Here is a 24,424-nt window from a genome sequence, read left to right on the forward strand (position 1 = left end):
CGGTCCCGAAGCAGACCAGCCGACCCCGATCTCGAGGTAAACCAGCCGCGAAGGGGCGGGCTGTGTTTTTGGAGCCGCTCCGCGGCTCGAGGGCGGGGCCCTATTAACCCGGTTCTTCACTTCCGGCGCTCAGTCGCTGCGCTCCTTCGCTCTGGTCGCTCCAGAACCGGGCGGGCCCCGCCCGGGAAGGTTGGGTCAGGCGGCATGGTCTAGGAGGGCGTGGACCTGGGGGCGGAGGCGGGTGAGGGCGGTGGGGCCGCCGAGGAGGTCGGTGGTGGTCTGGTTGGGGGCGCGGACGATTGCGAGGAGGATGTGGCCGGTTTCGATGGTCCTTTCCTTGCGTGCCACCGCTTCCCGGAGGGAGAGTTCCACGATTTTCTTGGATTCCCGGCTGAATGGGATATGGCCCAGCCGATAGCGGCGGCCTTGGGGCCGCGAATCTTCCGGAGCCGGCGCGCGATCGAGTGCGTCCGCACCGAAACTCGCGTCCAGACTTTCGCGTACGGCGTCGAGGTCGATCCCGATGGAGCGCAGGGCTTCGGCATCCTCCGGGCCGAGTGGCTCGTCGCGGGCTGCCGCGGTGAGGTCGCGTAGCACCGAATCGAGGGTGACTCCGTGCTGTTCCAGCAGAGTGCGCAGCTCGGGTTCTGCCTCGTCCAGCAGTCCGAGCAGCAGGTGCTCGACCCGGATTTCCGGCGACCGCAGTTCGCGCGCCTGTTCTTGTGCGGTGACGACCACCGACCTGGCGCTCTTGGTGAATCTCTCGAACATCTATCGGTCCCTGCCCTTCCGGTTGTATTTCTGATGCACCGCCTGCTTGCTGACCTCGAGTGCGTCGGCGATGGCTTGCCAGGACCAGCCCTGGTTCCGCGCGTTGCCCACCTGGATCGACTCCAGCCGGTCGAGCAGCCGGCGCAGCGCCAGCACTGCCCGTAGACCCACGGCGGGGTCCGGGCTGCCCGCTGCCGCGGCGAGTGTGGTTGCTTCCGTCATTCGTCAATTTTGATTGACGTCGGCCAGCTTGTCAACAAAAATTGACGAAAGGTGCCGCAATCGCGGTGCAAGAGCCGTGCAAGACAGGCAGGCGACCGTAGGACCTATGACGAATCACGTATCAGCGGCGACGCTCGCCATCGAGGCGACCGACCTGGTCAAGGTGTTCGGCACCCAGCGCGCCGTCGACGGGGTGAGCCTGGCGGTACCGCAGGGCTCCGTCTACGGCGTCCTCGGGCCGAACGGCGCCGGGAAGACCACCACCATCCGTATGCTCGCCACCCTGCTGGGGCCCGACGGCGGGAACGCCCGCGTCTTCGGCCACGATGTGGTCCGCGAGCCCTCCACCGTCCGCTCGCTCATCGGCGTGACGGGCCAGTACGCCTCGGTGGACGAGGATCTGACAGCCACCGAGAACCTGACGATCTTCTCCCGGCTGCTCGGGCTGAGCCGGTCCGCGGCCCGGCGCCGCACCGCCGAGCTACTGGAGGAGTTCGGGCTCACCGAGGCCGCCGCCAAACCGCTGAAGAACTTCTCCGGCGGTATGCGCCGGCGGCTGGATCTGGCGGCGGGCCTCATCGCCACACCCCCGCTGCTGTTCCTCGACGAACCCACCACCGGATTGGATCCACGCACCCGCGCCCAGATGTGGGAAACCATCCGCAAACTGGTGCGCGGCGGTACCACGGTGCTGCTCACGACCCAGTATCTCGACGAGGCCGATCAACTGGCCGACCGGATCGCGGTGATCGACCACGGCCGGGTGATCGCCGACGGCACCGCCGACGAACTCAAATCGTCGATCGGCGGTTCGTCATTGCAGCTGACGCTGGCCCAGCGGTCCCAGCTCGAATCCGCGCGCCGGATCATCGGTGAGGTCCTGGGCACCGAACCGCAGACCACACCGGAGGCCGGGCGGCTCACCGCGGCCCTGCCGGACCCGAACGACACCACCGAACTGCTGGTCAGGTTGCGCGAACAGCGCATCGCGGTGGACGAGATCACCGTGACCAAGCCCAGCCTCGACGAAGTCTTCCTCACACTCACCGGCCACCCGGCCGATACCGATACCGAACGGACGGCGGCATGACCACCACCCTCGTAGAACCACAGACCGCGCCGGCACCCGCACTGCCGCTACCGGCAGCCCGGATCGGCCTGCGCCGGACCGTGGACAACACCTTGACCATGGCCTATCGCGGCCTGCTGAAAATCAAACACAATCCCGAGCAATTGTTCGACGTCGTGATCCAGCCGGTGATCTTCACCCTGATGTTCACCTATATCTTCGGCGGCGCCATCTCCGGCGACGTACAGAGCTATCTGCCGGTGATCATCCCGGGCATTCTGGTGCAAACCGTGGTGATGACCTCGGTGGTCACCGGAGTCCAGCTGAAAGAGGATATGGAGAAAGGAGTTTTCGACCGGTTCAAATCCCTGCCCATAGCCCGGATCTCGGCACTGTCCGGCGCGCTCACCGCCGATATGGTCCGCTACGGTATCGCCTCGGTGCTGACCGTGGTGATGGGCCTGCTCATGGGCTTGCGGCCGAATGCCGCGGGTGTCGTGGGGGCCGTCGCGCTGGTCGTCGTCTGCTCGTTCGCCACCAGCTGGATCTGGGCGTTCTTCGGTGTTATCGCGAACAAGGCCTCCGCGGTGCAGGGCTATTCGATGCTGGTCATGTTCCCGCTGACCTTCGCCTCCCCGGCCTTCGTCCCGAAGGAGACGATGCCCGGCTGGCTGCAGGCGTTCATCGATGTCAATCCGGTCTCGCATCTGGTGTGGGCCTGCCGGGAACTGATGAACACCGGGCACGTCGGCATGCATGTGGTCTGGTCGCTGGTGGGTGCCGCGGTGATCGTCGCGGTCTTCGCGCCGCTGACCGTCCGGGCCTATATGCGCCGGGCGTGAATATCCGCCGGATCCGTTCGCTCGGTAGTGCGCCGCGCGAACGGATCCGGCGTTCGCACGTTCAATTCCCGGACCACCTCCACTATCCGCTCACCCGCCGCCTCGCGGCGCAACCTACTTGCGGCGGCCACGGCCGCCCCGAAGTAGTCGGGCCCGACCCGTTCGCGCCACAAATCGTGATGGCGCTCCCACTGCATCACCGGATAGTCCTGCCGCGGTGAAACCACCGAAGCCAGCGCCAGCAACTCGACCCCGGTCGCCGGCTGCTCGTCCAGCGCCAGCAGGCCCGAGCCGAGCGCGCAGGCCGCCGTACCGAGCTGCGGTAGATCCAGCACGTAGCTCAGCCGGCTCCGCGTGACCTCGATGAGTTCGGGCAGCAGCGCAGCGACCACTTCGGTGCGCTCGAACAGCACATGCGCGTCCAGCGTCGCGGAACCCATCAGGAGCGTGCCCGGTCCCGCCTCCAGGGCGAGACCGGGCCAGCCCTGCAGTTCCAGCGCACGCCGGAAGTGTCCCAGCCCCGCCTCGATATCGCCCTCGGCGAGCTCGATTCCGGCTACTCCCGCGGCGACCATCGCCAGCCGATGATTGCGGCTGATACCGGGATCATCGATCAATTCCGTTCTCGCCGTACCGGATCCGGAAAGTCCGAGAGCGGTGTCCAGTTCGCGCCGGGCTCGGGCCGGGTCGCCGCTCGCGGCCAGCGATACTGCCAGATAGGAGTGCACCTCCAGGCTTTCCTCGTAGGCTCGTATCCGGCCCAGTAATTCGGCCGACTCTTCGTAATGCCCTACCGATTCGCGGTATCGCGCGGTCTGGCCGGCCAGCGAGCCGAGATGCTGAGCCAGCATCGCCCGGCTCCACACCTCGCCATCGGTGAGGTACCTCACGGCAACCACGGCATCCCGGCTGGACCCGTGTATCCGGCCCATGTTCTCCCAGATATTCGCCCGGGCCAGCAAAGCGATGCATCGGGTCAGCCGGTCCGGCGAGCGCGCACCGCGGGCCAGTAACCGGGCGAGCCGGATCGCGTCGGGCGGACAGGACATCAGCAGTCCCATGAACCGGAACGGTTCGCTCATTCCCGTATCGCCGCGCAGCAGCGCGCGGGCCCGGATCCGCACCACGGCGAGCTCGCGCATGCTGCGGGTCATGAACGCGAGATGCAGCGCGATCAGGGAATGTACGAGCATTTCCAGATCGGCGTATACCCCGTGGCTCCGCGGCGGCGGCGCCAGCGCGATCAGCCGGGGAAGCCAGCCCAAGAGCTCCATATTCGCGCCGTGCACCACCCACCGCATCGCCGCCACGGGGAACACCGCGTACATGGTGTCCCGGTCTCCGCACGCGTCGGCCCGGCGTAGCACGGCCGCGAGATTGTCCAGCTCCTCCGCCGTGGTCAGGGCTGGTCCCAGCTGGTCGCCGGCGCGGTATCGCTCCGCCATCCGGACCGCGAATTCCCGCCCCCAGCGGGCCATCCGCGACTCCACCAGATCGATCTCGGATCCCGGCCCGGTATCCACCGCGGCCAGTTCCTGTTCACCGAATTCGCGGACCGTTTCCAGCATCCGGTAGCGCACCCCCAGCCCGGCCCCGGGATCGGCGTTCTCGTCCTCCACCACCGTGAGCAAGGACTGGCTCACCAATCCGTCCACCGCCGCCGCGATATCGGTGACCTCGGGTCCACCCGCCACCGTCTCGGCCGCCGCGAGACCGAAACCCGCCGGGAACCGGCACATCCGGCGCAGGGTGATCTGCTCGGCGGGTTCGAGCAGGTTCCAGCTCCAGGCGATCACCGCGTGCAGGGTGCGATGCCGCTGCGGCGAGGTCCGGTCGCCGGTGCGCAACAGCGCGAAACGCTGGTCCAGCCGCTGCTCGATATCCTCCACGCTCATGGTGCGCACCCGGGCGGCGGCCAGTTCGATCGCCAGCGGTAGCCCGTCCAGGGTCCGGCAGAGCCGGGCCACGACCTCCATATCGAGCCGGACCGACGGTCGTACCGCCCGCGCCCGCGCCGTGAACAGGTCTGTCGCGGGCGATCCGGCGGGGTCGATCGCCAGCGGCGCCAGCGAGTACACCGTCTCAGCGGTGATCGCCAGCGGCGCCCGGCTGGTGGTGAGTACCGTCAACTGCGGACAGTCACCCACCAGATCGGCCACCACCGCCGCCGCGGCATCGATCAGATGCTCGCAATTGTCCAGCACGAGCAGCATCGGGCGGGCCGAGAGCGCGTCACGTAACCGGCGCCCGGTATCCGGGGGCGAGCCCGGTTGTGCCAGCCCACGCTCCCTCCTGACCTCACCGAGTCCCATCGTCGCGGCGATCGACGCCTCGATATCGACAACTGCCTCCGCCGCCACGCCACCGGGCCGCACCGAGGCCAGTTCCACCAGTACGACCGGCTGGGCGCCGGCCACTCGCACGGCGAGCGCATTGGCGACCCTCGTCTTTCCGGTGCCCCCGGGCCCCAGCACGGTGGTGACTCGCGAAACCCGGAGCAGCCGGGCGAGTTCGGTGAGATCCTCGTCGCGTCCGAGCAGCGCATTGGGCGCGGCCCGCACACCGACCGCCGAGGGCAGCGCGGAAGCGGTACCGGGATCCGGCGTGGCCGGAGTGGGACGCGGCGTGAACCGGCCCCGGAGTATCGCGGTGTTCAACTCGGTGATCGCGGCACCAGGGTCGGTCCCCAGTTCGGCGCCGAGCCTCGCGCGCAGAGCCGCGAAAACATCGAGCGCCTCGCTGTCGCGCCCGGCGGTCGCGAGCAGCCGCATCAGGGTCCGGGCCCGGGTTTCGTCCCGGGGACGGGCACGCACCTGACGGCGAGCTATGGCTATGGCCGCGTCGAGGTCGCCGGACGCCTCCCGGGCCGTCCGCTCGATATCGTCGAGTGCCTCGGCCTGCGTCGCGGCCGCGGCAGCCAGTTCGTCGGCGAGACGGCCCGGGGACAGATCGGCTCCCGGCTCACCGGACCACAGCGCACGGGCCCGATCGACCGCCATTTGCGCATCGCCGGCCGCACCGGATTCGAGTGACGTGCGGGCCTCCCGCACAAGCACTTCCACCGCGGTGAGATCGACCTGCTCCCGGCGCACCGCCAACCGGTAGCCGCCGGGCCCGGCCTCGAGCACCCCGTCGGGTAACGCCGCCCGCAGCCGGGAGATCTGGGTGTGCAGGGCGTTCGCCGGAGCCCGTGGCGGATCGTCACCCCATATCTCCTCGATCAGCGCCGTGGCACCGCGAGTACGACCCGGTCGCAGGGCGAGCGCCACCAGCAGCGCCCGCGCGCGAGTACCCGGTAACGCCACCAGCGTGGCGTTCCGGCGCAGGGCGATCCGGCCCAGCAGGGTGACCACGAGCGGGTCGTCCGCCGGTGCCGGAATCACGGGAACACGGCCGTCCGAGCGGCCCGGATCGAGATCCATACCGGAGTCATCGTATGCGTTCGTCCGGTATCGGGATCCGCGTCGCCCGGGTCAGCCGGTCCAGCGGCCGGTGGCGAGGAATTCCTCGAGGACGGCGGTGGGTGATGACAGGTCCCAGCCCTGACCGGTGATCCATTCGTCGCTGAAGTAGGTATCGGCATACCGCTCACCCCCATCGCACAGCAGCGTGACGACGCTGCCGCCGCGCCCGGCGGCCAGCATTTCCGCGATCAGCGCGCACGCACCCCAGAAGTTGGTGCCGGTGGATCCACCGACTCGGCGGCCCAGACCGCGGCCGGCGAACCCCGCGGCCGCGATCGATGCCGGATCCGGCACTTGGATCATCCGGTCCACCACCTCCGGTACGAAGGACGGTTCCATCCGGGGCCGGCCGATCCCTTCGATCCGTGACGGCATACCGGTCGTGTAGTCGCGGCTGCCGGTCTCATAGGCGCCGTAGAACGCGGAATTGTCCGGGTCCACCACTGCCAGGCGCGTCGCGTACCGGCGATAGCGCAGATACCGGCCGATGGTGGCACTGGTACCGCCGGTACCGGCACCGACGACGATCCACTCCGGTACCGGATTGGTTTCCAGCGTGAGCTGGTCGAAGATCGATTCGGCGATATTGTTGTTCCCCCGCCAATCGGTGGCCCGTTCGGCGTTGGTGAATTGATCCAGATAATGCCCACCGCATTCGGCCGCCAGCCGCGCCGCCTCGGCGTACATATCCGGCGGTCGCTCCACGTAGTGGCACCGCCCGCCCTGCGCTTCGATCAGGGCGATCTTCTGCGCGGAGGTGCCCGCCGGAACCACGGCCACGAAATCCAGGCCGAGCAGTTGCGCGAAATACGCCTCGCTCACGGCCGTCGATCCGGACGAGGCCTCCACGATCGTGGTGCCCTCGGTGATCCACCCGTTGCACAACGCGTAGAGGAACAGCGACCGGGCCAGCCGATGTTTCAGGCTCCCGGTGATATGGGTCGATTCGTCCTTGAGATACAGCTGCACATTCCACTCCGCCGGAAGTGGATAGCGCAGCAGATGGGTGTCGGCACTGCGCTGCGCATCCGCATCGATGAGCCGGACCGCGTTATCGGCCCAGGCCCGCGGATTACCGCGAGTACACGACCTCACGCCGTGCCGCCGGAACCACCCGGCTCCTTCGGAGTCGCCTCCCCTTGCGATCGTTCCGCGGTGCCGGGTCCATCCGGGTCGGAGTCGCCCGGCTCCGGATCACGCGATCCGGTATCCCCGGACTCCCCTCCTTGCGGCCCGGATTCCCCTTCTTCGACCGGCTCCGCTTCGCGCGACCCACCGGCTGCGGAGCCGCCGGGGTCGCTCGCGGCCGTATCCCCCCGCAGCCGGGCTCGCAGTTGAGCCTTGTCCTGCCGCCGGCGCTCATCGACCGCGGCGATATCGGAGTTCACCTTCGCACGCAGACCCTTGAAGAGTGTGAGCGAGAGCGGCATGGCGATAACGATGGCGAAGAGGACGGCGACGATCAGCGGCACCTGTACGGATACCAGCCAGGCACCGGCCATGATCACGGCGGTGAGTATCGCGACCAGCACCAGCCGGGCCAGGGTGTAGAGCGCCAGGTTGCGGGCGAGCCGTCGGCCCGGCGATGTGCCGGACGGGGTGGTCGGGTCCTCGGAGGGGTTCGCTTCGCTCACCTGACCAGCGTAAGCGAACCTCCGCCGCCCGCCGCCCGGCGCATCCGATTTGTCCATTACCTCCGCTTTACCAACAGTAGGTGGTTCGAACACCCAGGGGTCGCGGTGCCACTATGTCGGAATCCGATGAGAAAACGTGACGAAACAGAAAGGTTTGCCATGACCGCGATTGCCGTCGGGGCCCAGGAGAACCTGCTGACCCCCGGCCAGGTTGCCGCCCTGTTCCACGTAGACCCCAAGACAGTTACCCGCTGGGCACATGCGGGACGGCTCGGCTCCCTGCGTACCCCGGGCGGACATCGCCGGTTTCGGGAATCCGAGGTGATGAGCCTGCTCGAATCACTCACCACCGAAGCGACCGTGCGCGGCGCCTGATACCGGACTCGCACGGCGTAGTGAGCCGCCCGGGACACCTCGGCCGCACAACGATTGCGCGACCGAGACAGACCCCCTGGCTGTGATACTCGCTTCCGGAGACCGGCGGGTTCACCCACAGTCAGCTCCGGGAGCTAACCTCGATAGAGGAGGTGAGCCACGTGATGTACGTGTTGGCCCTCATCGTGATCGTGGCGATCGCGGTGCTGTGCTGGAAAGCATTCGGCCCGGAACGCCCCATATCCGCTCCGGGACCGGCCCGTAAGCGTGTAGTCGGACCGGACGACGATCCCGATTTCCTCTGGCGCATTTCGCACCAGCAGAAACATACCGACGGCGATCCGGAATCCACCGAACACTGATTACCGGGCACTGACGCTACGACCGGATGGGCGGCGCGTATTGCCCGGCGCCTCGCCCTAGTCGGCCGTGCTGTCGACCTGCGGCAGACCCTCGACCGCACGCAATTTATCGGCGACCCCAGCCAAGCGGTCCAGTGCCTCGGCGGGCAGTCCCACCGCGGTACGCACCAATCTGACCAGGGAATCCGGTTCGAGACCACAGATGAGCGCGGAATTCGCGGTCTCGGACGCACAACAACCGGCGTCGATACCGGTATCCGAACTGAGATTCTCCGAATCCACTACCGTTCTCCTCACTGTTCGACGTGGCTTTATCCACGTGGGGAGGGGAAATGACCCGTTACCCGATTTCCGCAGGATTACCGGGGTTTATCCAGTTCAGCTATTACCCGAACGAAACAATAGCAACTGAGCATTGCGGCCGAGTAACGATCATCAGCGAGTGCGAACGCCGTGTCGGAATCAGGTCAGGCCCGAATAACTGTGCAACCCCGAAACGACCAGATTGATGATGAAGAGGTTGAACAGCATAGCCACGAATCCGGCGATATTGATCCACGCGGCTTTCGTGTCCCGCCAGCCGGAGGTCGCTCGCGCGTGCAGATACGCGGCATAGAGCACCCAGGCGATGAACGAGCAGGTCTCTTTCGGGTCCCAGCCCCAGAACCGCCCCCAGGCCGCCTCGGCCCAGATCGCGCCGAGAATGACGCCCGCGCCGAAGATCGGGAACCCGATGATGGTCGTGCGGTAGGCAAGCCGGTCCAGGGTGCGGGCATCCGGAAGCCGGCGCGCGATCGCGCCGAGAATATTGCCCGATTCCGACCCCTCGGGCTGCCGCAGCCGGTAGAGGAACAGCAGGCTGGCGACACCCGAGACCAGGAAAACACCGCTGCCGATACTGACGATGGTGACGTGCAGCGGCAGCCAGAACGAACGCAACGCGGGCACCACCGGGGCAGCATCGGTGTAGAGCACCGTCCCGGCGAGGAACATCAGGACCATCATCGGTACGAGCAGGAAGGCCCACATCCCGCGATAGCGGTGGTCGCGCATGAAAACGAGACCCACCACCGCGGCGGTCGCCGTCGCCATGCAGACGAACTCGTACATATTGCCCAGGGGGAAACGGCCGGTCGAGAAGCCCCGCAGCACGATCGACGCGATATGCAGGCCGACGGCGACGAAGAGCACCGAGAACGCGATATTGCCGAGCCGCTCGGACAGCGGTGGGCGGGGCGTTTCGCTGATCTTGCCCGGGATATCACTACCCGCGCTGACTCCGCCCGCGGCAACCAGCTCCCGTTCGGTCACCTGCCGGGTGCGCGCGGACGCGTACTGCACGATCAGTAGCACCAGCACCAGCGCGTACACGACGATCGCCGATTTGAAGGCGAGGTCGCTGTAGCCGGCGAGAGTGGCGTCGATCGGCATCATTGTTCTCCCGTGTCGGTACCGCGGTGCCCGGTGGACACCCGCGCCGGCCGTACGCGGCCGGGCACGCTTTCTTCTACTGGCCCCGCGTTCAACGGCCGGACGCGTCCAGCAAACGCTGCCGCAGGCGGTCGAACTCCCCGCCCCAGCCGGCTTGATCGGTGCGGGCCAGCCCACCCATCTCTACTACGACGCGTCGTTGGTCTACGGTACCCTCCGGGGTCACCCGCAGCCAGACCCGCCTCCGGGTAACCAGCAGCGAGACCAGCAGGCCGGCCATCATCACCACGGCGCTCACCAGCACCCACTGCTGTGCGGGATCGTGCGAAACCTGGATATTCGCGAATTCCTTCGCACCGTCGAACCGGACCTCGGCGCCGCTGGGCAGCGTGGTCGACTCGCCGGGCCGCAGATTCACCCGGGCCTCCTTGGCCAGCCGTCCCTGCCGCACCATCTCCTGGTCCAGCGCGAAAATCGACTGCGGCCGGCCGGTGTCCAAGCCCGTATCCCCGCGATAGATATCCACCGCCACCGCCGGATCCGTCATCCCGGGATAGACGGAGGTGAGCAACGACCCGTGGAAACCGGCGGTCGGCGCGAACAGGCCCTCGATCGCTATCTGATTCTGCCGTCGCTCGGCATCGGTGGAGTACATGCCGCCGGGCGGGTCGATTCGCAGCACACCGCTGGACAGGAAGGTGCTCATATCGGTGGGCTGCCACTGCATCGTCTCCGTGCGGGTCTCACCGTTCGGGAAGGTGACGGTGAACGTCGGGGCGTATCCGTGGCCCTGCAGATAAACCCGGTCGCCGCCGACCCGCAGCGGATGGTTCACCTGGATGGTCGTATCCCGCCAGGTGTTCTCGGTCAGGTCCGCGCCCGCCTGGTATGAGATATCGGAGGTGAACATCTCGGCCTGACCGTTGTCGAGATAGTCGGCCCGGAAATTCTTCACCTTCACACACATCGGGGTCATGCCGGTGCCGTCGTTGACGTTCCCGGCACGGAACGAATCGAAAGCCGCCGGGGAAGTGGTGCAGAAGCCGGGGCCGCCGTCTGCGACCACGATCACATTGCCCTCGTAGCCGAACAGCTTGCCCACCGCGATGGCCACCAGCAATCCCACCAGCGCGAGATGGAAAACCAGATTACCCAGTTCGCGAATGTAGCCCTTCTCCGCGGACAGCGTCATCTCACCGGGGTGCTCGCCGGGGCGAACCTCGGTGCGCCAGCGGCGTAACCGCGACCGCGCCCGGTCGGTTATCTCCTCCACGGTCCCGTCGACGACCACGCGATGATGGTGCGGTAACCGGGCCAGATTGCGCGGCACCCGCACCGGCGGGGTCCGCAGCGCGCGGTAATGGTCCACGGTCCGCGGCAGAATGCAGCCCACCAGCGAGATGAACAGCAGAACGTACACCGCGGTGAACCAGAAGCTGGAGAACACGTCGAACAGCTCGAAGCGGTCCATCCACTGGCCGAGCACAGGGCGGTCGGCGATGTATTTGTCGACCTTCTGTTCGTTCAGGCTCCGCTGCGGCAACAGCGCCCCGGGAATCGCGGCCAGCGCCAGCAGGAAGAGCAATACCAGCGCGGTACGCATACTGGTGAGCCCGCGCCAGCCGTTGCGGACAAACGCCCAGGCACGGCCCAACGGAGACTGCCGGGGCGGACGGACTGTCGCCTCGGAATGGTCGGTCACGGTCATATCGGCAACGTCACCTCGGCGACGAAACCGTCGCGCACCCAGCCGATGAACAGGTCCCATGCCCCGGTCACCAGGGCCACACCGACCGCTACGAGCAGAATTCCACCGATCACCTGAATGGTCCGCGAGTTACGCCGCAGCCAGCCCACCCCGCGCAACGCACTGGCCGAACCGAAGGCCAGCACCACGAACGGCAACCCGAGACCGAGGCAGTAGGCCACGATCAGCGCTACCCCGCGCACGGCGGTGGTGCCCTCGGTCCCCGCCGCAACCGCCATCACTCCCGACAGCGTCGGGCCCAGGCACGGCGTCCAGCCCAGCGCGAACACGGCCCCGAGCAGCGGCGCACCGGCGATTCCGGCGAGCCGGCGCGGCTCCATCCGGGTATCACGCTGCAGCGCTGGGATCAGGCCGATGAACGCCAGACCCATCACGATGGTGACCACACCGCCCAGCCGCTGCAGCAGTTCACGATTGACGTTGAGAGTTTGGATCAGTCCGAAAACGGTGGCCGTGGCCAGCACGAAAACCACCGTGAAACCCGCGACGAACAACCCGGCCGCGCCGGCGACCCGCAATCGGCCGGTCTCCGGCGGCGAGGTCACCTCCGCTTCCGTACCGGTGTCGGTGAGTACCGCCGTCCCTGCGCGGGCGGCCGGAACAGTGCGGCCGCGCCGAGCCTGTTCGACCGTCACCGGCGGCGACTGCGCGCCGACCAGGCCGGCCAGATACGACAGATACCCCGGCACCAACGGCACCACGCACGGCGAGGCGAACGATACGAGGCCGGCCAAAAGGCAGGCGCCGAGGGCCAGCAACAGCGGACCGGTGGCCGCTGTCTGCTGGAATGACTCCCCCACTCCTGCCGATACCGTCAACGCGAATTACGCTCCGGTTCCGGCTCGGAGTTGTTCGCGCGCCGATCGTCGGCACGTCCGCCCGGCGCGGTAGAACCGCGCGCGCCGGACGGCCGCGAATTCGAAACCTTCCGGTCGCTACCGGCGGTGGTGGTCGCCGGCTGTAGCTCCCATGAGCCCAGCGACGATTTCACCAGCACCTCGGCACGTACGCCGCGCGGTGGACGGGTCGCCCCGTACCGGCGTACGCCTCGGGACCGAAGACTTCTCATGATGCTCCCTCCGCGGCGATGCGCTGCACCACCGGCATAAGATCCTCTGCGAGTAAGGCGCGCAAGAACACCGCCGCCACTCGATGGTCCCGATCCAGCACCAATGTGGTGGGGACGACGCTGGTCGGGAATTTGCCACCGAGCGCCAGCAATGTGCGCATCGACGGGTCGTAGATCGACGGATAACCGACGTGGTTATCGATAACGAAATCGCGAGCTTTGTCCTGCTGGAAATCCTTGACATTGATCCCGAGGAAAGCGACCCCGAGATCCTTGGTCTGTTCGTAGACCTGCTCGAGCGCGGGCACTTCGGCACGGCACGGGCCACACCACTGTCCCCACAGATTGATGACGACCACCTGTCCAGGGAAATCGTCCACCGAGACCGTTTCATCGTCGTCGGACATCAGATCGGGCCCGGAAAGTTTCCCGATGGTGCCGCGGGTGGACGGGGGATCGTAGAAAATATCGGTCTGCCCACCGGGCGATACGAATTCGAAGGTGCCGCCGCCCGTCGCCACCGCATCGGTACCGGCCGAACAGGCCGGTACCGCGACAAGACACAGCACCGCGGCGAGCGCCGGCAACAGCCGGCCCCCGAATGCCGAGGCAAACTTTCTCATCTACCTGGCCCGCTCATGCGCCGTGCACCGTGGGATCCGAACCGCCCGCGGGCTCGGAGTAGACGATGTCGACCAGGGTGTCACCGCGATAGACCAGTGAAGTCAGCGACGCCAGACCACACTGGCGGCTGCGCGGATCGTGCCAGAGGCGCTGTCCCTGCAGGAATCGGCGCAGCGTCCACACGGGGAGTTGATGTGAAACCAGCACCGCCTCGTGGCCGGCCGACTCCACCCGCGCCTTGTTCACCGCGGCGAGCATGCGATGCGCGATCTGCAGGTACGGCTCACCCCACGACGGAGTGAACGGATCGCGCAGCTTCCACCAGTGCCGGGGTTTGCGCAATGCGCCGTCACCGACCGATACCCGCAGCCCCTCGAAGGTGTTCCCCGCTTCGATGAGGTTCTCGTCGGTGCGCACGGTGATCCCGTGCCGGCCCGCGATCGGCTCCGCGGTCTCCTGCGCGCGTTGCAGCGGGGACGCGATGACCAGGGCGATATCGTGATCGGCCAGAGAGCGCGCGACAGCGCCGGCCTGGGCACGCCCTGCCACGGACAGGCCGAAACCCGGCAGCCGGCCGTACAGGATGCCGCGCGGATTGTGCACCTCTCCGTGGCGCAGCACATGCACGATGGTTTCCACGGGTTCGGGGTCGGCGGCATTCGACGTGGGCGGTTCGGCGGCGACCCGGCCGACGGCGACGGCATCGTCACCGGCCGCCGCGGATACGGCGTGATCGGCGGAATCCGCCGCTTCGGCGCGGGCGTCCGGCGCGGCGGCGCGCTCGGAGTCGGGCCGGCTCACGAGTGTGATCCTTCGGGTGCGGCGCTCGCGGCGGCCGCCGCGGCGGTGGGCAGCGCGGCGGCGATCCGGTCGAATGCGTCGTCGTCGAGGGCCGCGGAGACGAACCAGGACTCGAAAGCGCTGGCCGGGGCGTACACGCCACCGTCCAGCAGCCCGTGGAAGAAGGCGGGGTAGCGCCAGGTCTGGCTGGCTTTGGCGGCGGCGTAATCGAGTACCGGAGTTTCGGCGAAGAACACGCTCACCATATTGCCCGCGAACTGCACCTGGTGCGGAACCCCCGCGCCGGTGAGCGCCTCGGTGATCAGGATGCCGAGCCGTTCGCTGTTACGGTCCAGAGCCGCGTACACCTGATCGTCGGCGGCACGCAGCGTGGCAAGTCCCGCTGCCACCGCCACCGGGTTACCGGAGAGGGTGCCGGCCTGGTAGACCGGGCCGAGCGGAGCGAGCCGGTCCATCACATCGGCCCGGCCGCCGAACGCGGCGGCGGGCAGTCCGCCGCTCATCACCTTCCCGTAGGTGTACAGATCGGCCGCCACCGATTCGATCCCGTACCAGCCCGCGCGGCTGACCCGGAACCCGGTCATCACCTCGTCCATGATGAGCAGGGCGCCGTTATCGGCGGTGATCCGGCGCAAGCCGGCGTTGAAATCGGGCAGCGGCGCGACCGCGCCCATATTCCCGGCGGCAGCCTCGGTGATGACCGCGGCGATCTCGCCCGGATGTTCCTCGAACGCCGCGCGCACGGCCGCCAGATCGTTGTACGGCAGCACGATCGTATCCGCGGCCTGTGCACCGGTGACCCCGGGCGATGTCGGCAACGCGAAGGTCGCGACACCCGAGCCCGCCTCGGCGAGCAGGGCATCGACATGGCCGTGATAGCAGCCGGCGAATTTGATGATCTTGGTGCGCCCGGTGTACCCGCGAGCCAGGCGCACGGCGCTCATAGTTGCCTCGGTCCCGGAGTTCACCAGCCGGACCTTCTGCACCGGAGCGACCCGCTCGACGATCAATTCGGCCAGTTCCACCTCGGCCGCCGTCGGCGCGCCGAAGGACAACCCGTCCCCCGCGACCGCCCGAACAGCCTCGACCACCTCGGGATGCGCGTGCCCGAGGATCATCGGACCCCACGAGCACACCAGGTCGACATAATCGTTACCGTCCACGTCGACCAGGTGGCAGCCGCGGGCAGACGCGATGAACCTCGGCGTGCCGCCCACCGAACCGAAGGCGCGCACCGGGGAATTGACCCCGCCGGGAACAACCGCTTCGGCTCGCTGGAAAAGCTGACTGGAGGCCGGCACCGCCGTACCGGCCACGCGCAGAGAACTCACGGCCTCCAGTTTGGCAGCCTCCTCCGGAGAGGTCGACGACAGGGTACGCATAGGTGATCCACGCCGCCGGACAGTATGAGCGGGGCGGGCCCGGAGGCGGCCACGCCGGATAACCACGCGGGGCCCGTTCGGGCTCGAAACGGCTTCGACACTTGCCGCCCCAAATACACCGGGCGTTCGCCGATAGTGCGTACTGTCTGTTCCGTCGGATCAACCACGTGAATCACCGGCCGGGAGGTCGTTTTGCGAATTGCCATCAGTGGTGCGGCTCTGGCCGTGATCTCGGTCGCGTGCGGCGTCCTGGCCAGCGGCCTCGGAGCGGGTACAGCCGCAGCGGCCGAACCGGTCGTGGATGCCGATAATGCACGCGCCGGTCTCGTGCTGAACCAGGCCGAAACCGCGGCGCTGGCCGCGGGTCCCGTACCGGCTCTGGTAGATCAGATAGTCCCGCCGTCCCGGATCGGGGCGGGCCTGAACAGTGAAACCCGCCTCTACCGCGACGAGCAGGGCGGCGTGCACGCCTCACTCCGTCAGGTGATGCTGGAATCGGTCGACAACGGTGGTTCGGTCATCGTGTTCGCACACGTTCCGGGTGCCCCGCACGGCCGGTTGTTCGATATCTACCAGCAGTGGTAGCGCACCGGCCGCCGGCGGCGGATCAATCCCGCCGGTCCGGCCGGATGAACCGCGCCGCCGCGTCGATAACCGCCAGCCCGGCACCTGCCACCAGCACAGACGCCAGGAACAGCCACGGCGCGACGTACCGGGTCGCGGTGTAGGCGGGGTAGTCGCCACTCGCCGGGAGATCGGTGGTCTGCACCCCGAGTGCCCAGCACAGCGCGGCGAACCCGAGCGCGACAACAGCTACCGCGATATCGACAGCCGGTACGACGAGCGAACGGTTCACAGGTCTCCTATGTCCGCGACAGTGGAACCCCGGATGATCCCGGGTCCGGTGTATCGGTCAGCACGCCGACGCGACAGGGCCTCGCCGTGAACACCCGATGCTGCCCGTGCGGACTCCGATAATCAATCGTCGCGGGCTGTGTCGTCCACCGGACCCGAATTCCGGGCGCCTATCGCTTCCTGCAACGTGGCGCGCAGCGCGCGGTGATCCTTTGCCCATGTGCGCACCAGTTCACCGTCGGTCCTGCGCAGGCCGATCGCGGTACGCCGGCGGGGCACGCCGGTCAATTCCCCCAGAGCCCGGCCGTCTTCCCAGGGCTCGTCGGAATCGGCCGGAAGTACCGCCGCGATGGACCGGACCGGAGTCGTCTCCGCGCCGTTGCGCAGATACTCGCCGGTCAGCTCCACACTCACATGGGTGCGCGCCGCGTACACCTGCAGAACTCCGAATCCGGTGATCAACACCGCACAGAACAGCAGCGCGAACCAGTGCGGGGTGACGCCGGCCGCGAGTTCCGCCCCCAGTAGCAGCAAACAGATGATCGGCCCGTACGCCACCGCACGCCAGCGGGCACCCGGTTCGGAGAACAGCACCGCCGCGGTCTCGGCAGCGGTATCGGTTCGCTCAGGCATACGGCTCAGGCATACGTACGAGAGCCGGAAACGGGAACCACTCGGATCAACCGACGATGCTGGGAATCAGCAATACCGCGACGGTGAGGACACCGAACAGAATCAACAGAGTCAAGACGAGCATATCCCGCCGGATACTCTGTGGCTGCTGGATCACCACTCGCATCGTTGCCTCCGATCCCCGGGAAAACCGGCCCGGGATTTCGTCCTACTGGAGGGGTACCCGCGACCACCGGTTCGCATGTCGTCTGTGACAGCCCTCACCATACATGGCGGAATATCCGGAACAAACTCCACGTTCGTTATGTGGATGCGCCGCCTACCGGTGGCCGGTATCAATCCGCTGGTCAGGAAGCCGGTCGGGAAATTTCACAACTTTCCGGGGTCACCGGGACGACGCGGGACGAACCACTGCGCGGATTCCGGCCGCTGGCACAGGTAGATCGCCCCCGCGGCCAATACCGCCTGAACGATCGACGCCGCCCCCGAGACGAGCGGCCAGATATCCGCCACGGCTCCGATGGAGAACAGGCTGGCCACACCCATGATCACCAGCCAGATCCCGATGAAGGTCAGCAGCGTCCGCGCCCACAGCTTCCCCTTGCCCAGCTGATGGACGACCAGCACGCCCAACGCGGCGATCACCGACCCGAAAACGGCACCGAGCACAGCGCCCAGGGTCACCAGTAGATCGACCGTCGCCGGCGCGAGCTTCGTACCCGCGGTCTGCATCCGCTCCTGGAACTCGGTACTGAACCGCTGCCGGTTCAGTAGCGTATCCGCCAGCGATACGAACAACCGGACGATACTCAAACCTATTACGCCCCACCACAACTGCCGCGCGGTGAGAACATCCGCGGGCGGGTTCACGACGGCATGAGCGTTTCGGACCCGGAGGCGGCAGCGGAGCCCGGCGACGCGGGGCCGGCGCCGGTCCCCGTCGAACGCAGCCAGCGCGCGGCCTCTGTCGCCCAGTAGGTGAGCACGATATCCGCACCCGCGCGGCGGATACCGGTCAGCGATTCGAGTATCGCTTCACGGCGGTCGATCCAGCCTCGCTCGGCGGCCGCGGTGATCATCGAATATTCCCCGGAAATCTGGTACGCGGCGACGGGCACCGGCGAACGGTCCGCGATATCGCGCAGTATGTCGAGATACGCCATGGCCGGTTTGACCATGACGATATCCGCGCCCTGCTCGAGATCCAGCTCCAGCTCTCGGATCGATTCCCGGCGATTGGCGGCATCCTGCTGGTAGGTACGCCGGTCACCTCGCAGCGACGAGGACACTGCCTCCCGGAACGGGCCGTAGAAGGCAGAAGCGTATTTCGCCGCGTACGCCAGGATCGCGGTATCGGTCCGGCCGTCCTCGTCCAGTGCGTCCCGGATCGCCCCGACCTGACCGTCCATCATTCCGCTGGTGCCGAGCAGATCGGCCCCGGCCTCGGCCTGGGCCAGCGCCATCTCCACATAACGGATGAGCGTGGCGTCGTTGTCGACCCCGCCCGCGGCGTCGAGCACCCCGCAATGTCCGTGATCGGTGAATTCGTCCAGACAGGTATCGGCCATCACCACGGTCGCATCACCGACCTCGGCCGCCAGCGCCCGCAACCCCCGATTGAGTATGCCGTCCGGCGCGGCGGCCTGGCTGCCCACCGGATCCTTGTCCTCGGCCTTCGGCACCCCGAACAACATCAGCCCACCGACGCCTGCCTCGACGGCCTCCACCGCGGCCTTGCGCAGCGAATCCAGGGAATGCTGGAACACCCCCGGCATCGAACCGATCTCCCGGGGTTCGGACAACCCGTCCGCGACGAACATCGGCAAAACCAGGTGCCGCGGCTCCAGACTGGTCTCGCCGACCAGCCGCCGCAGGGCCCGCGTACGCCGTAACCGCCGCGGACGCTCGATACCGCTCATGGGTGTCGAGTCTAGGTTGATGCGAGCGGCTCCGGCGCCGCGGGTCAGCGGCTGCGGCGGCTCTTTTTCCGGGGCGGGGGCAGCAGACCCTCGGCGCGCAGCCTCGCGGCATGTTCGGCCAGGGCCTCAACCAGTGGACCGACCTGCGCGACCTCCGGCTGGACGTCGACCCGCAGGCCGAACTCGATCGCCGTTTCCGCCGTTTTCGGACCGATGCAGGCCACGATCGTGCGGGCGTGCGGTTTGCCGGCGATACCCACCAGGTTCCGGACCGTCGAGCTCGACGTGAACAGAACCGCGTCGAAACCGCCGGTTTTGATCATCTCGCGGGTTTCGGCGGGCGGCGGCGAAGCGCGCACGGTGCGGTAGGCCGTTACGTCGTCGATCTCCCAGCCGCGTTCGCGCAACCCCTCCGCGAGGGTTTCGGTCGCGATATCGGCGCGCGGCAGCAGCACCCGGTTCACCGGGTCGAAGACATCGTCGTAGGGCGGGAAGTCGGCGAGCAGGCCGAGCGAGGACTGTTCCCCGCTGGGCAGCAGTTCCGGGTTGATACCGAACGAACGGACCCGCTCCGCGGTGGCCTCACCGACGCAGGCGATCTTCACACCGGAGAACGCCCGGGCGTCGAGACCGAATTCGGCGAACTTCTCCCAGACGGCGCGTACCGCGTTGGTGGAGGTGAACACCACCCACTGGTACCGGCCGTCGACCAAACCCTTGACCGCACGCTCCATCTGCGCGGGGCTGCGCGGCGGCTCGACCGCGATGGTCGGGACTTCCTTCGGGATGGCACCGTGGGTGACCAGCCGTTCGCTCATCTCCCCGGCCTGATCCTTGGTGCGCGGCACCAGGACGGTCCAGCCGTAGAGCGCCCGGGATTCCCACCAGGACATCTTCGACCGCTGCCCGACCGCCTTGCCGATCGTCACGACCAGCGGACCGACCAGTTCGGAAGCAGCGCTGTTCAACGTGGCCAGGGTCGCCTCGATGGTGCGCTGCTGGCGAGTGGTGCCGCGGACCGTGACCGCGACCGGGGTCTGCGGTGCCATACCGTGTTCGACCAGCGCGCTCGCCGTTTCGGCCAGGTGCCCGGACGTCGCGTGCAGTACCAGCGGACCGGGGGCGGCGGCCAGCGCCGGCCAATCGACCTCGCCCCGTACATCGGCTTCGGTATGCCCGGAGCCCAGTGCGATACCGGCGTAGCTGGGCACCGCCGATCCGGAGGGCAGACCGGGTAGCACCTCGAAAACAATATGTGACCGGGTGACCGTGGTGACCTCGGCGATCACCGCGTCGCTGGTGAGCGGGTCACCGGAGACCACGCGCACCACATCGTGGCCGGCTTTGGCCTCGGCGATCAAGGTTTTGGCGACCTCGGCGGGATCTCCGAGTGCGGGCCGGACGTCCACGGGACGCTCCCCGTCGGGTTCGGCTTCCACGTCGGCGCCGATCAGGGCGAGTACTCCGGCGTCCACGTCGGGGTCGGTGAACGCGAGGGTGGCCCGGCACAGCACTTCGCGGGATCGGGTGGTCAGCAATGCCGGGTCCCCCGGGCCCGACCCTACGAACAGGATCCGCCCCGGATGCTTCTTGCTGGCTCGACTCATCGGTTGTTCTCCATGGGACTGGGTTCGGTGAAGTCCGTGGCGGTGCTCGTTCCCGCTGCGGCGGTGCCGCCCGAGTGCGCGGTCGCGGTGCTCGACTCCGCGACGGCGGTGCCGCCCGACTCCGCTGCGGCGGTGGTGCTCGTTCCCACCTGGGTGGCGTTGTTATCGGCTACCGCGGCCGGTGCGGCCGCAGTACCGGGTTCGGCGACGAGTAGCTCGCGGGCGCCCAGATCCAGCAGCTCGCGGGCCAATGCGCGGCCGAGTTCCGCGGCCTGCGCCGGTGCTCCCACCGTCGAGGCCCGTATCACATCGGAACCGTCGAACGCGGCGGCACAGCCGCGCAACGACAATTCCTCGACGATGCGCCCGTCGTCGTCCAACGATTCGACGATTTCGGCGATCGCTCCGACGGGCGCCGTGCAGCCCGCCTCGAGTTCGGCGAGCAGGGCCCGTTCGGCGGTCACGGCGGTTCTGGTGCCGTGATCGTCGAGGCCGGCCAGCAGCTCGATCAGTTCTGTATCCCCGGCCCGGCATTCCACTGCCAGCGCCCCCTGGGCGGGGGCGGGCAGCATCTGCACGGGTTCCAGGGCTTCGGTGACGGCGTCCAACCGGCCGATCCGGGCGAGGCCGGCGCGGGCGACGACCACCGCGTCCAGCTCCTTCTCGGCGACCTTGCGCAGCCGGGTGTCCAGGTTGCCGCGTAGCGGCTGGATATCGAGACCCAGCCCCAGCGCGAGCAGTTGCGCGACCCGGCGCGGGGCGGATGTACCGACCACCGAGCCCGGGGGTAGTTCGCCCAGCACCATGCCGTCCCGGGCGACCAGGGCGTCACGCGGATCCTGGCGCGCGGGCACAGCGGCGAGAACGAAACGTTCGTCGCCGGCGGTGGGCAGATCCTTGTACGAATGCACCGCGATATCGATATTTCCGGCGGCCAGTTCGGCGCGCAACGCGCTGGTGAACACTCCGACACCGATATCTTCGACCGGTTCGGTGGACAGATCGCCCGGTGTTTCGATCACCACGAGTTCCGCGGGACGCCCCGCCGCGATGAGTGCGTCCCGCACATCACCGGCCTGGGTACGAGCGAGCAGGCTGCCCCGCGTACCGATCCGCCATACCGGCACACCACCGGCCCCGGGTTCGGCGGCCGGCACCGCTCCTTCGCCGTGCAGGATTGTCATGTCGACTGCTCCTGTTCGTCGTCGACACCGCCGGGGGTGAAATCGTCGGCGAGGGCCACCTCGCCGTCCAGACCCATCCAGCCGGCACCGTTGTGTTCGGCACGGCTGATCTCCATCGGCGCCGCCACGGCCTGGGCCGCACCGGGTTTCAGTTCGAACAGTTCGCGCAGGGCCTCCGCATAGCTGTCGCCGCCCGGAGTGGTGGCCAACTGCTTGACCCGCACCGTCGGCGCGTGCAGCAGTTTGTCCACAACCCGGCGCACCGTCCGGGCCACCTCGTCACGGGCAGGGTCGGCCAGACCCGGCAGGCGGGAGTCCAGCCGGAGCAGTTCGGCCTCGACCACTTCAGCGGCACGCTGCCGCAGCGCGGCGACGGTCGGCGTGACCTCGGCCATCCGCTGGCCGGCCAGATATTTGGCGAGTTCGTCGGCCACGATCGCGCGGGCCGCGGCGGTATCGTCGGCTGCCGCGCCCGCGGCCGGATCATGCTGCAGAGTTTCGATATCGATCACTGTGACGCCGGGCAGCCCGGCTACCGCGTGATCGACATCGCGCGGTAGCCCGAGATCGCAGAACACCAGCGGCTGCCCGGTGAGGCGTTCCCGGTCGGAGAGCGCGTTGTGCGCGTCGGCGAGGGTCACCACCGAACCCACCGCACCCGTACAGGTGATCACCACATCGGCCGCCGACAGCGCCTCGGTGAGCCGGGAGAGTTCGTAGGCCTGCGCCGCCACACCGTGCGACTCCGCGGTCGCGGCCAAGCGTTCGGCGCGTTCGATCGTGCGGTTTACCACCAGGATCCGGTCGATACCGGCCCGCGACAGATGCGCGACCGCCAGTCCGCCCATCGCACCGGCGCCGATCACCGCCGCCGTCCGGCCGGCCAGCGGCCCGAGTACCGAAGTCGCCCGGTCCAGCGCCACCGACACCACCGACGCGCCGGCGCGGTCGATACCGGTCTCCGAGTGCACCCGCTTGCCGACCCGGAGGGCCTGCTGGGAAAGCTCGTGCAAGGTACGCCCGACGGCCTGCTGGGCGTCGGCGGTGGTGTAGGCGCTGCGGATCTGGCTGAGTACCTGCTGTTCGCCGACAACCATCGAATCGAGCCCGCTGGCGACCGCGAACAAGTGCTCGGCGGCGGCCTCGCTGTAGCGGACGTAGGCGTGGCGAGTCAGTTCGGGCATCGGCAGACCGGAGTGGGCGGTCAGCAGTTCACCGACATCGGCGAGACCGCCGTGGAATGCGTCGACCACCGCGTAGATCTCCACCCGGTTGCAGGTCGAGACGATCATCGCTTCGGAAATATGACTCGAGGCCAGCATGCGATCGATCAGTTTGGGCCGATCGGCATCGGTGATCGCCACCTTCTCCAGCATCGCAACAGGCGCGCTGCGATGGGAGATCCCGACGAGAAGAACGCTCATGGTGTGACCACCGATCCCTTGCTGGTTGGCTCCGTTGCCGTATGCGAGGTCGTCTGGGCGACCTGTGCCGCGCAGTGGGACAGCCCGGCAGCGCCCGGCGTCGGGTGCGCAGGCCCCCGGCGGGCGATCCGGCCGGAGCCGTTCAAGGGGCGGGCGGCCGGTACGGCACTGTTCGGTAGAACGCCGCCGCCACCGGTTTCATTCGCCGATCCGGGCGCGGTCTCCGCCACATCCGCGCTGCGCGCCGCACCGGCGGGCTCGTCGGAATCGGCGTTGCGGACCCGCTCGAACGAGAGCATCTGCATCTCCACCGCGAGATCCACTCGCCGTAGCTCGACCCCCGCGGGCGCGGTCAAAGGGCACAGCGCGAAACTCAGGATGGATTGCACACCGGCCGCGACCAGGTCGTCGCACACCCGCTGCGCACTGTCGTCGGGCACCGCGATCACCGCGATGGTGGGGCGCAGCAGCTCGACCCCGGCGGCCAGATCGGCGGCGTCGCGCACCCGCAGCCCCTCGACCTCTCGGCCGAGCAGTTCGGGGTCGTTGTCGAAGATCCCCACCACGGCGAAACCCCGGCGCCGGAATCCGCGATACCCGACCAGCGCGCGACCCAGATTGCCCGCGCCGACCAATATCACCCGATGTCCACCGGACAGGCCCAGAACATCTTCGATCCGGGCCCGTAACCGGGCCACGTCGTAGCCGACGCCGCGAACCCCGTTGGGGCCCAGGAAGGACAGATCCTTGCGCAGTTTGGCCGAATTGACACCCGCCGCGACAGCCAGCTCTTCACTCGATACGATGGCCACACCGTCATCGGTCAGCAGGGCGAGCACCCGGAGATAGGTGGCGAGGCGGGCCACCGTAGCCTGGGGGATGTCCTTCTGCGGTGTCCGAGTAGTGACGTTGGGAGCATCGCCGGAGACGTCGCGCGTCTCATGCTGCTCTGTCACGTCCTCGGCTCCTCGTCCGGACCGCCAGACGG

25 protein-coding genes and 1 pseudogene are annotated in these 24,424 nt (G+C 67.9%); 5 read left to right on the top strand and 21 right to left on the bottom strand.

Annotated elements, in window-relative coordinates; genetic code table 11:
- Positions 1 to 195 precede the first annotated feature (195 nt).
- Together ABZ827_RS16790 and ABZ827_RS16795 are read right to left on the bottom strand one after the other, a co-directional pair.
- Positions 196 to 771, bottom strand: coding sequence for a Clp protease N-terminal domain-containing protein (locus ABZ827_RS16790; RefSeq protein WP_357237665.1), 576 nt, complete (start codon positions 769 to 771; stop codon positions 196 to 198).
- Positions 772 to 993 carry a helix-turn-helix domain-containing protein gene (locus tag ABZ827_RS16795; protein WP_357237666.1) on the bottom strand — a complete coding sequence of 74 codons (222 nt, stop codon included), beginning with the start codon at positions 991 to 993 and terminating at the stop codon, positions 772 to 774.
- A gap of 106 nt (positions 994 to 1,099) precedes the next feature.
- Between ABZ827_RS16795 and ABZ827_RS16800 the strand changes: the two genes are divergently transcribed.
- Both ABZ827_RS16800 and ABZ827_RS16805 read left to right on the top strand, forming a co-directional pair.
- On the top strand, positions 1,100 to 2,083 hold the full coding sequence (locus ABZ827_RS16800) for an ATP-binding cassette domain-containing protein (RefSeq protein WP_357237667.1): 984 nt from the start codon (positions 1,100 to 1,102) through the stop codon (positions 2,081 to 2,083).
- The gene (locus tag ABZ827_RS16805) at positions 2,080 to 2,904 is read left to right on the top strand and encodes an ABC transporter permease (RefSeq protein ID WP_357237668.1); all 825 of its coding nucleotides are present in this window, start codon (positions 2,080 to 2,082) and stop codon (positions 2,902 to 2,904) included. Before ABZ827_RS16800 ends, ABZ827_RS16805 begins: the two co-directional genes overlap by 4 nt.
- On the opposite strand, the gene ABZ827_RS16810 is transcribed toward ABZ827_RS16805, so the two are convergent.
- The 3 genes from ABZ827_RS16810 to ABZ827_RS16820 are packed head-to-tail and all read right to left on the bottom strand — an operon-like array spanning position 2,886 to position 8,002.
- Positions 2,886 to 6,326, bottom strand: coding sequence for a BTAD domain-containing putative transcriptional regulator (locus ABZ827_RS16810; protein WP_357237669.1), 3,441 nt, complete (start codon positions 6,324 to 6,326; stop codon positions 2,886 to 2,888). The two genes, ABZ827_RS16805 and ABZ827_RS16810, sit on opposite strands and share 19 nt — an antisense overlap.
- 51 nt (positions 6,327 to 6,377) lie before the next feature.
- A complete protein-coding gene (locus ABZ827_RS16815; protein WP_357237670.1) occupies positions 6,378 to 7,463 on the bottom strand; it encodes a PLP-dependent cysteine synthase family protein in 1,086 nt (361 codons plus the stop codon).
- On the bottom strand, positions 7,460 to 8,002 hold the full coding sequence (locus ABZ827_RS16820; protein WP_357237671.1) for a DUF4229 domain-containing protein: 543 nt from the start codon (positions 8,000 to 8,002) through the stop codon (positions 7,460 to 7,462). Before ABZ827_RS16820 ends, ABZ827_RS16815 begins: the two co-directional genes overlap by 4 nt.
- Positions 8,003 to 8,161: 159 nt before the next feature.
- Here ABZ827_RS16820 and ABZ827_RS16825 point away from each other — a divergent pair, with 159 nt between their 5' ends.
- Both ABZ827_RS16825 and ABZ827_RS16830 read left to right on the top strand, forming a co-directional pair.
- Complete coding sequence (locus ABZ827_RS16825; protein WP_357237672.1) at positions 8,162 to 8,377, top strand: BldC family transcriptional regulator; 216 nt, start codon at positions 8,162 to 8,164, stop codon at positions 8,375 to 8,377.
- A gap of 161 nt (positions 8,378 to 8,538) precedes the next feature.
- Positions 8,539 to 8,739: a hypothetical protein gene (locus ABZ827_RS16830; protein WP_357237673.1), complete on the top strand. Its 201-nt coding sequence runs from the start codon at positions 8,539 to 8,541 to the stop codon at positions 8,737 to 8,739.
- Between the two features lie 57 nt (positions 8,740 to 8,796).
- Here ABZ827_RS16830 and ABZ827_RS16835 read toward each other — a convergent pair whose 3' ends face one another.
- The 8 genes from ABZ827_RS16835 to hemL all read right to left on the bottom strand — a co-directional run bounded on the left by ABZ827_RS16835 (position 8,797) and on the right by hemL (position 15,754).
- Entirely contained in the window at positions 8,797 to 9,021 is a 225-nt protein-coding gene (locus ABZ827_RS16835; protein ID WP_357237674.1) for a hypothetical protein, read from the bottom strand.
- Positions 9,022 to 9,201: 180 nt separating this feature from the next.
- Positions 9,202 to 10,170 carry a c-type cytochrome biogenesis protein CcsB gene (ccsB, locus tag ABZ827_RS16840; protein WP_357237675.1) on the bottom strand — a complete coding sequence of 323 codons (969 nt, stop codon included), beginning with the start codon at positions 10,168 to 10,170 and terminating at the stop codon, positions 9,202 to 9,204.
- Positions 10,171 to 10,261: 91 nt separating this feature from the next.
- Positions 10,262 to 11,878: a cytochrome c biogenesis protein ResB gene (locus ABZ827_RS16845; protein ID WP_357237676.1), complete on the bottom strand. Its 1,617-nt coding sequence runs from the start codon at positions 11,876 to 11,878 to the stop codon at positions 10,262 to 10,264.
- Entirely contained in the window at positions 11,875 to 12,756 is an 882-nt protein-coding gene (locus ABZ827_RS16850) for a cytochrome c biogenesis CcdA family protein (protein ID WP_357237677.1), read from the bottom strand. Before ABZ827_RS16850 ends, ABZ827_RS16845 begins: the two co-directional genes overlap by 4 nt.
- Positions 12,753 to 13,007, bottom strand: a complete 255-nt coding sequence (locus ABZ827_RS16855; RefSeq protein ID WP_357237678.1) for a hypothetical protein — start codon at positions 13,005 to 13,007, stop codon at positions 12,753 to 12,755. The genes ABZ827_RS16850 and ABZ827_RS16855 overlap by 4 nt, the downstream gene beginning before the upstream one ends.
- On the bottom strand, positions 13,004 to 13,630 hold the full coding sequence (locus ABZ827_RS16860) for a TlpA disulfide reductase family protein (protein ID WP_357237679.1): 627 nt from the start codon (positions 13,628 to 13,630) through the stop codon (positions 13,004 to 13,006). Before ABZ827_RS16860 ends, ABZ827_RS16855 begins: the two co-directional genes overlap by 4 nt.
- Positions 13,631 to 13,643: 13 nt before the next feature.
- Positions 13,644 to 14,270, bottom strand: a complete 627-nt coding sequence (locus ABZ827_RS16865; protein WP_357237732.1) for a histidine phosphatase family protein — start codon at positions 14,268 to 14,270, stop codon at positions 13,644 to 13,646.
- A 158-nt stretch (positions 14,271 to 14,428) separates the two neighbouring features.
- Positions 14,429 to 15,754, bottom strand: coding sequence for a glutamate-1-semialdehyde 2,1-aminomutase (hemL, locus tag ABZ827_RS16870; RefSeq protein ID WP_357237733.1), 1,326 nt, complete (start codon positions 15,752 to 15,754; stop codon positions 14,429 to 14,431).
- A gap of 252 nt (positions 15,755 to 16,006) precedes the next feature.
- Between hemL and ABZ827_RS16875 the strand changes: the two genes are divergently transcribed.
- On the top strand, positions 16,007 to 16,399 hold the full coding sequence (locus ABZ827_RS16875) for a hypothetical protein (protein ID WP_357237680.1): 393 nt from the start codon (positions 16,007 to 16,009) through the stop codon (positions 16,397 to 16,399).
- 22 nt (positions 16,400 to 16,421) lie between these two features.
- On the opposite strand, the gene ABZ827_RS16880 is transcribed toward ABZ827_RS16875, so the two are convergent.
- The 8 genes and pseudogenes from ABZ827_RS16880 to ABZ827_RS16915 all read right to left on the bottom strand — a co-directional run bounded on the left by ABZ827_RS16880 (position 16,422) and on the right by ABZ827_RS16915 (position 24,392).
- The gene (locus ABZ827_RS16880) at positions 16,422 to 16,670 is read right to left on the bottom strand and encodes a hypothetical protein (protein WP_357237681.1); all 249 of its coding nucleotides are present in this window, start codon (positions 16,668 to 16,670) and stop codon (positions 16,422 to 16,424) included.
- 122 nt (positions 16,671 to 16,792) lie between these two features.
- Positions 16,793 to 17,302 carry a hypothetical protein gene (locus ABZ827_RS16885; protein ID WP_357237682.1) on the bottom strand — a complete coding sequence of 170 codons (510 nt, stop codon included), beginning with the start codon at positions 17,300 to 17,302 and terminating at the stop codon, positions 16,793 to 16,795.
- Positions 17,303 to 17,671: 369 nt separating this feature from the next.
- Positions 17,672 to 18,172: a hypothetical protein gene (locus ABZ827_RS16890; RefSeq protein WP_357237683.1), complete on the bottom strand. Its 501-nt coding sequence runs from the start codon at positions 18,170 to 18,172 to the stop codon at positions 17,672 to 17,674.
- A 77-nt stretch (positions 18,173 to 18,249) separates the two neighbouring features.
- A pseudogene (gene hemB, locus ABZ827_RS16895) lies at positions 18,250 to 19,221 on the bottom strand (porphobilinogen synthase); the annotation flags it as partial.
- A gap of 44 nt (positions 19,222 to 19,265) precedes the next feature.
- The gene (locus ABZ827_RS16900) at positions 19,266 to 20,828 is read right to left on the bottom strand and encodes a bifunctional uroporphyrinogen-III C-methyltransferase/uroporphyrinogen-III synthase (RefSeq protein ID WP_357237684.1); all 1,563 of its coding nucleotides are present in this window, start codon (positions 20,826 to 20,828) and stop codon (positions 19,266 to 19,268) included.
- Positions 20,825 to 22,012 (bottom strand): hydroxymethylbilane synthase, encoded by a 1,188-nt coding sequence (gene hemC, locus ABZ827_RS16905; protein WP_357237685.1) that lies wholly within the window; start codon positions 22,010 to 22,012, stop codon positions 20,825 to 20,827. The genes ABZ827_RS16900 and hemC overlap by 4 nt, the downstream gene beginning before the upstream one ends.
- Entirely contained in the window at positions 22,009 to 23,436 is a 1,428-nt protein-coding gene (locus ABZ827_RS16910; RefSeq protein WP_357237686.1) for a glutamyl-tRNA reductase, read from the bottom strand. The genes hemC and ABZ827_RS16910 overlap by 4 nt, the downstream gene beginning before the upstream one ends.
- The gene (locus ABZ827_RS16915) at positions 23,433 to 24,392 is read right to left on the bottom strand and encodes a redox-sensing transcriptional repressor Rex (RefSeq protein WP_357237687.1); all 960 of its coding nucleotides are present in this window, start codon (positions 24,390 to 24,392) and stop codon (positions 23,433 to 23,435) included. The genes ABZ827_RS16910 and ABZ827_RS16915 overlap by 4 nt, the downstream gene beginning before the upstream one ends.
- Positions 24,393 to 24,424: the final 32 nt, after the last annotated feature.

Source organism: Nocardia sp. NPDC019395, assembly GCF_040632335.1.
Taxonomy (GTDB): domain Bacteria; phylum Actinomycetota; class Actinomycetes; order Mycobacteriales; family Mycobacteriaceae; genus Nocardia.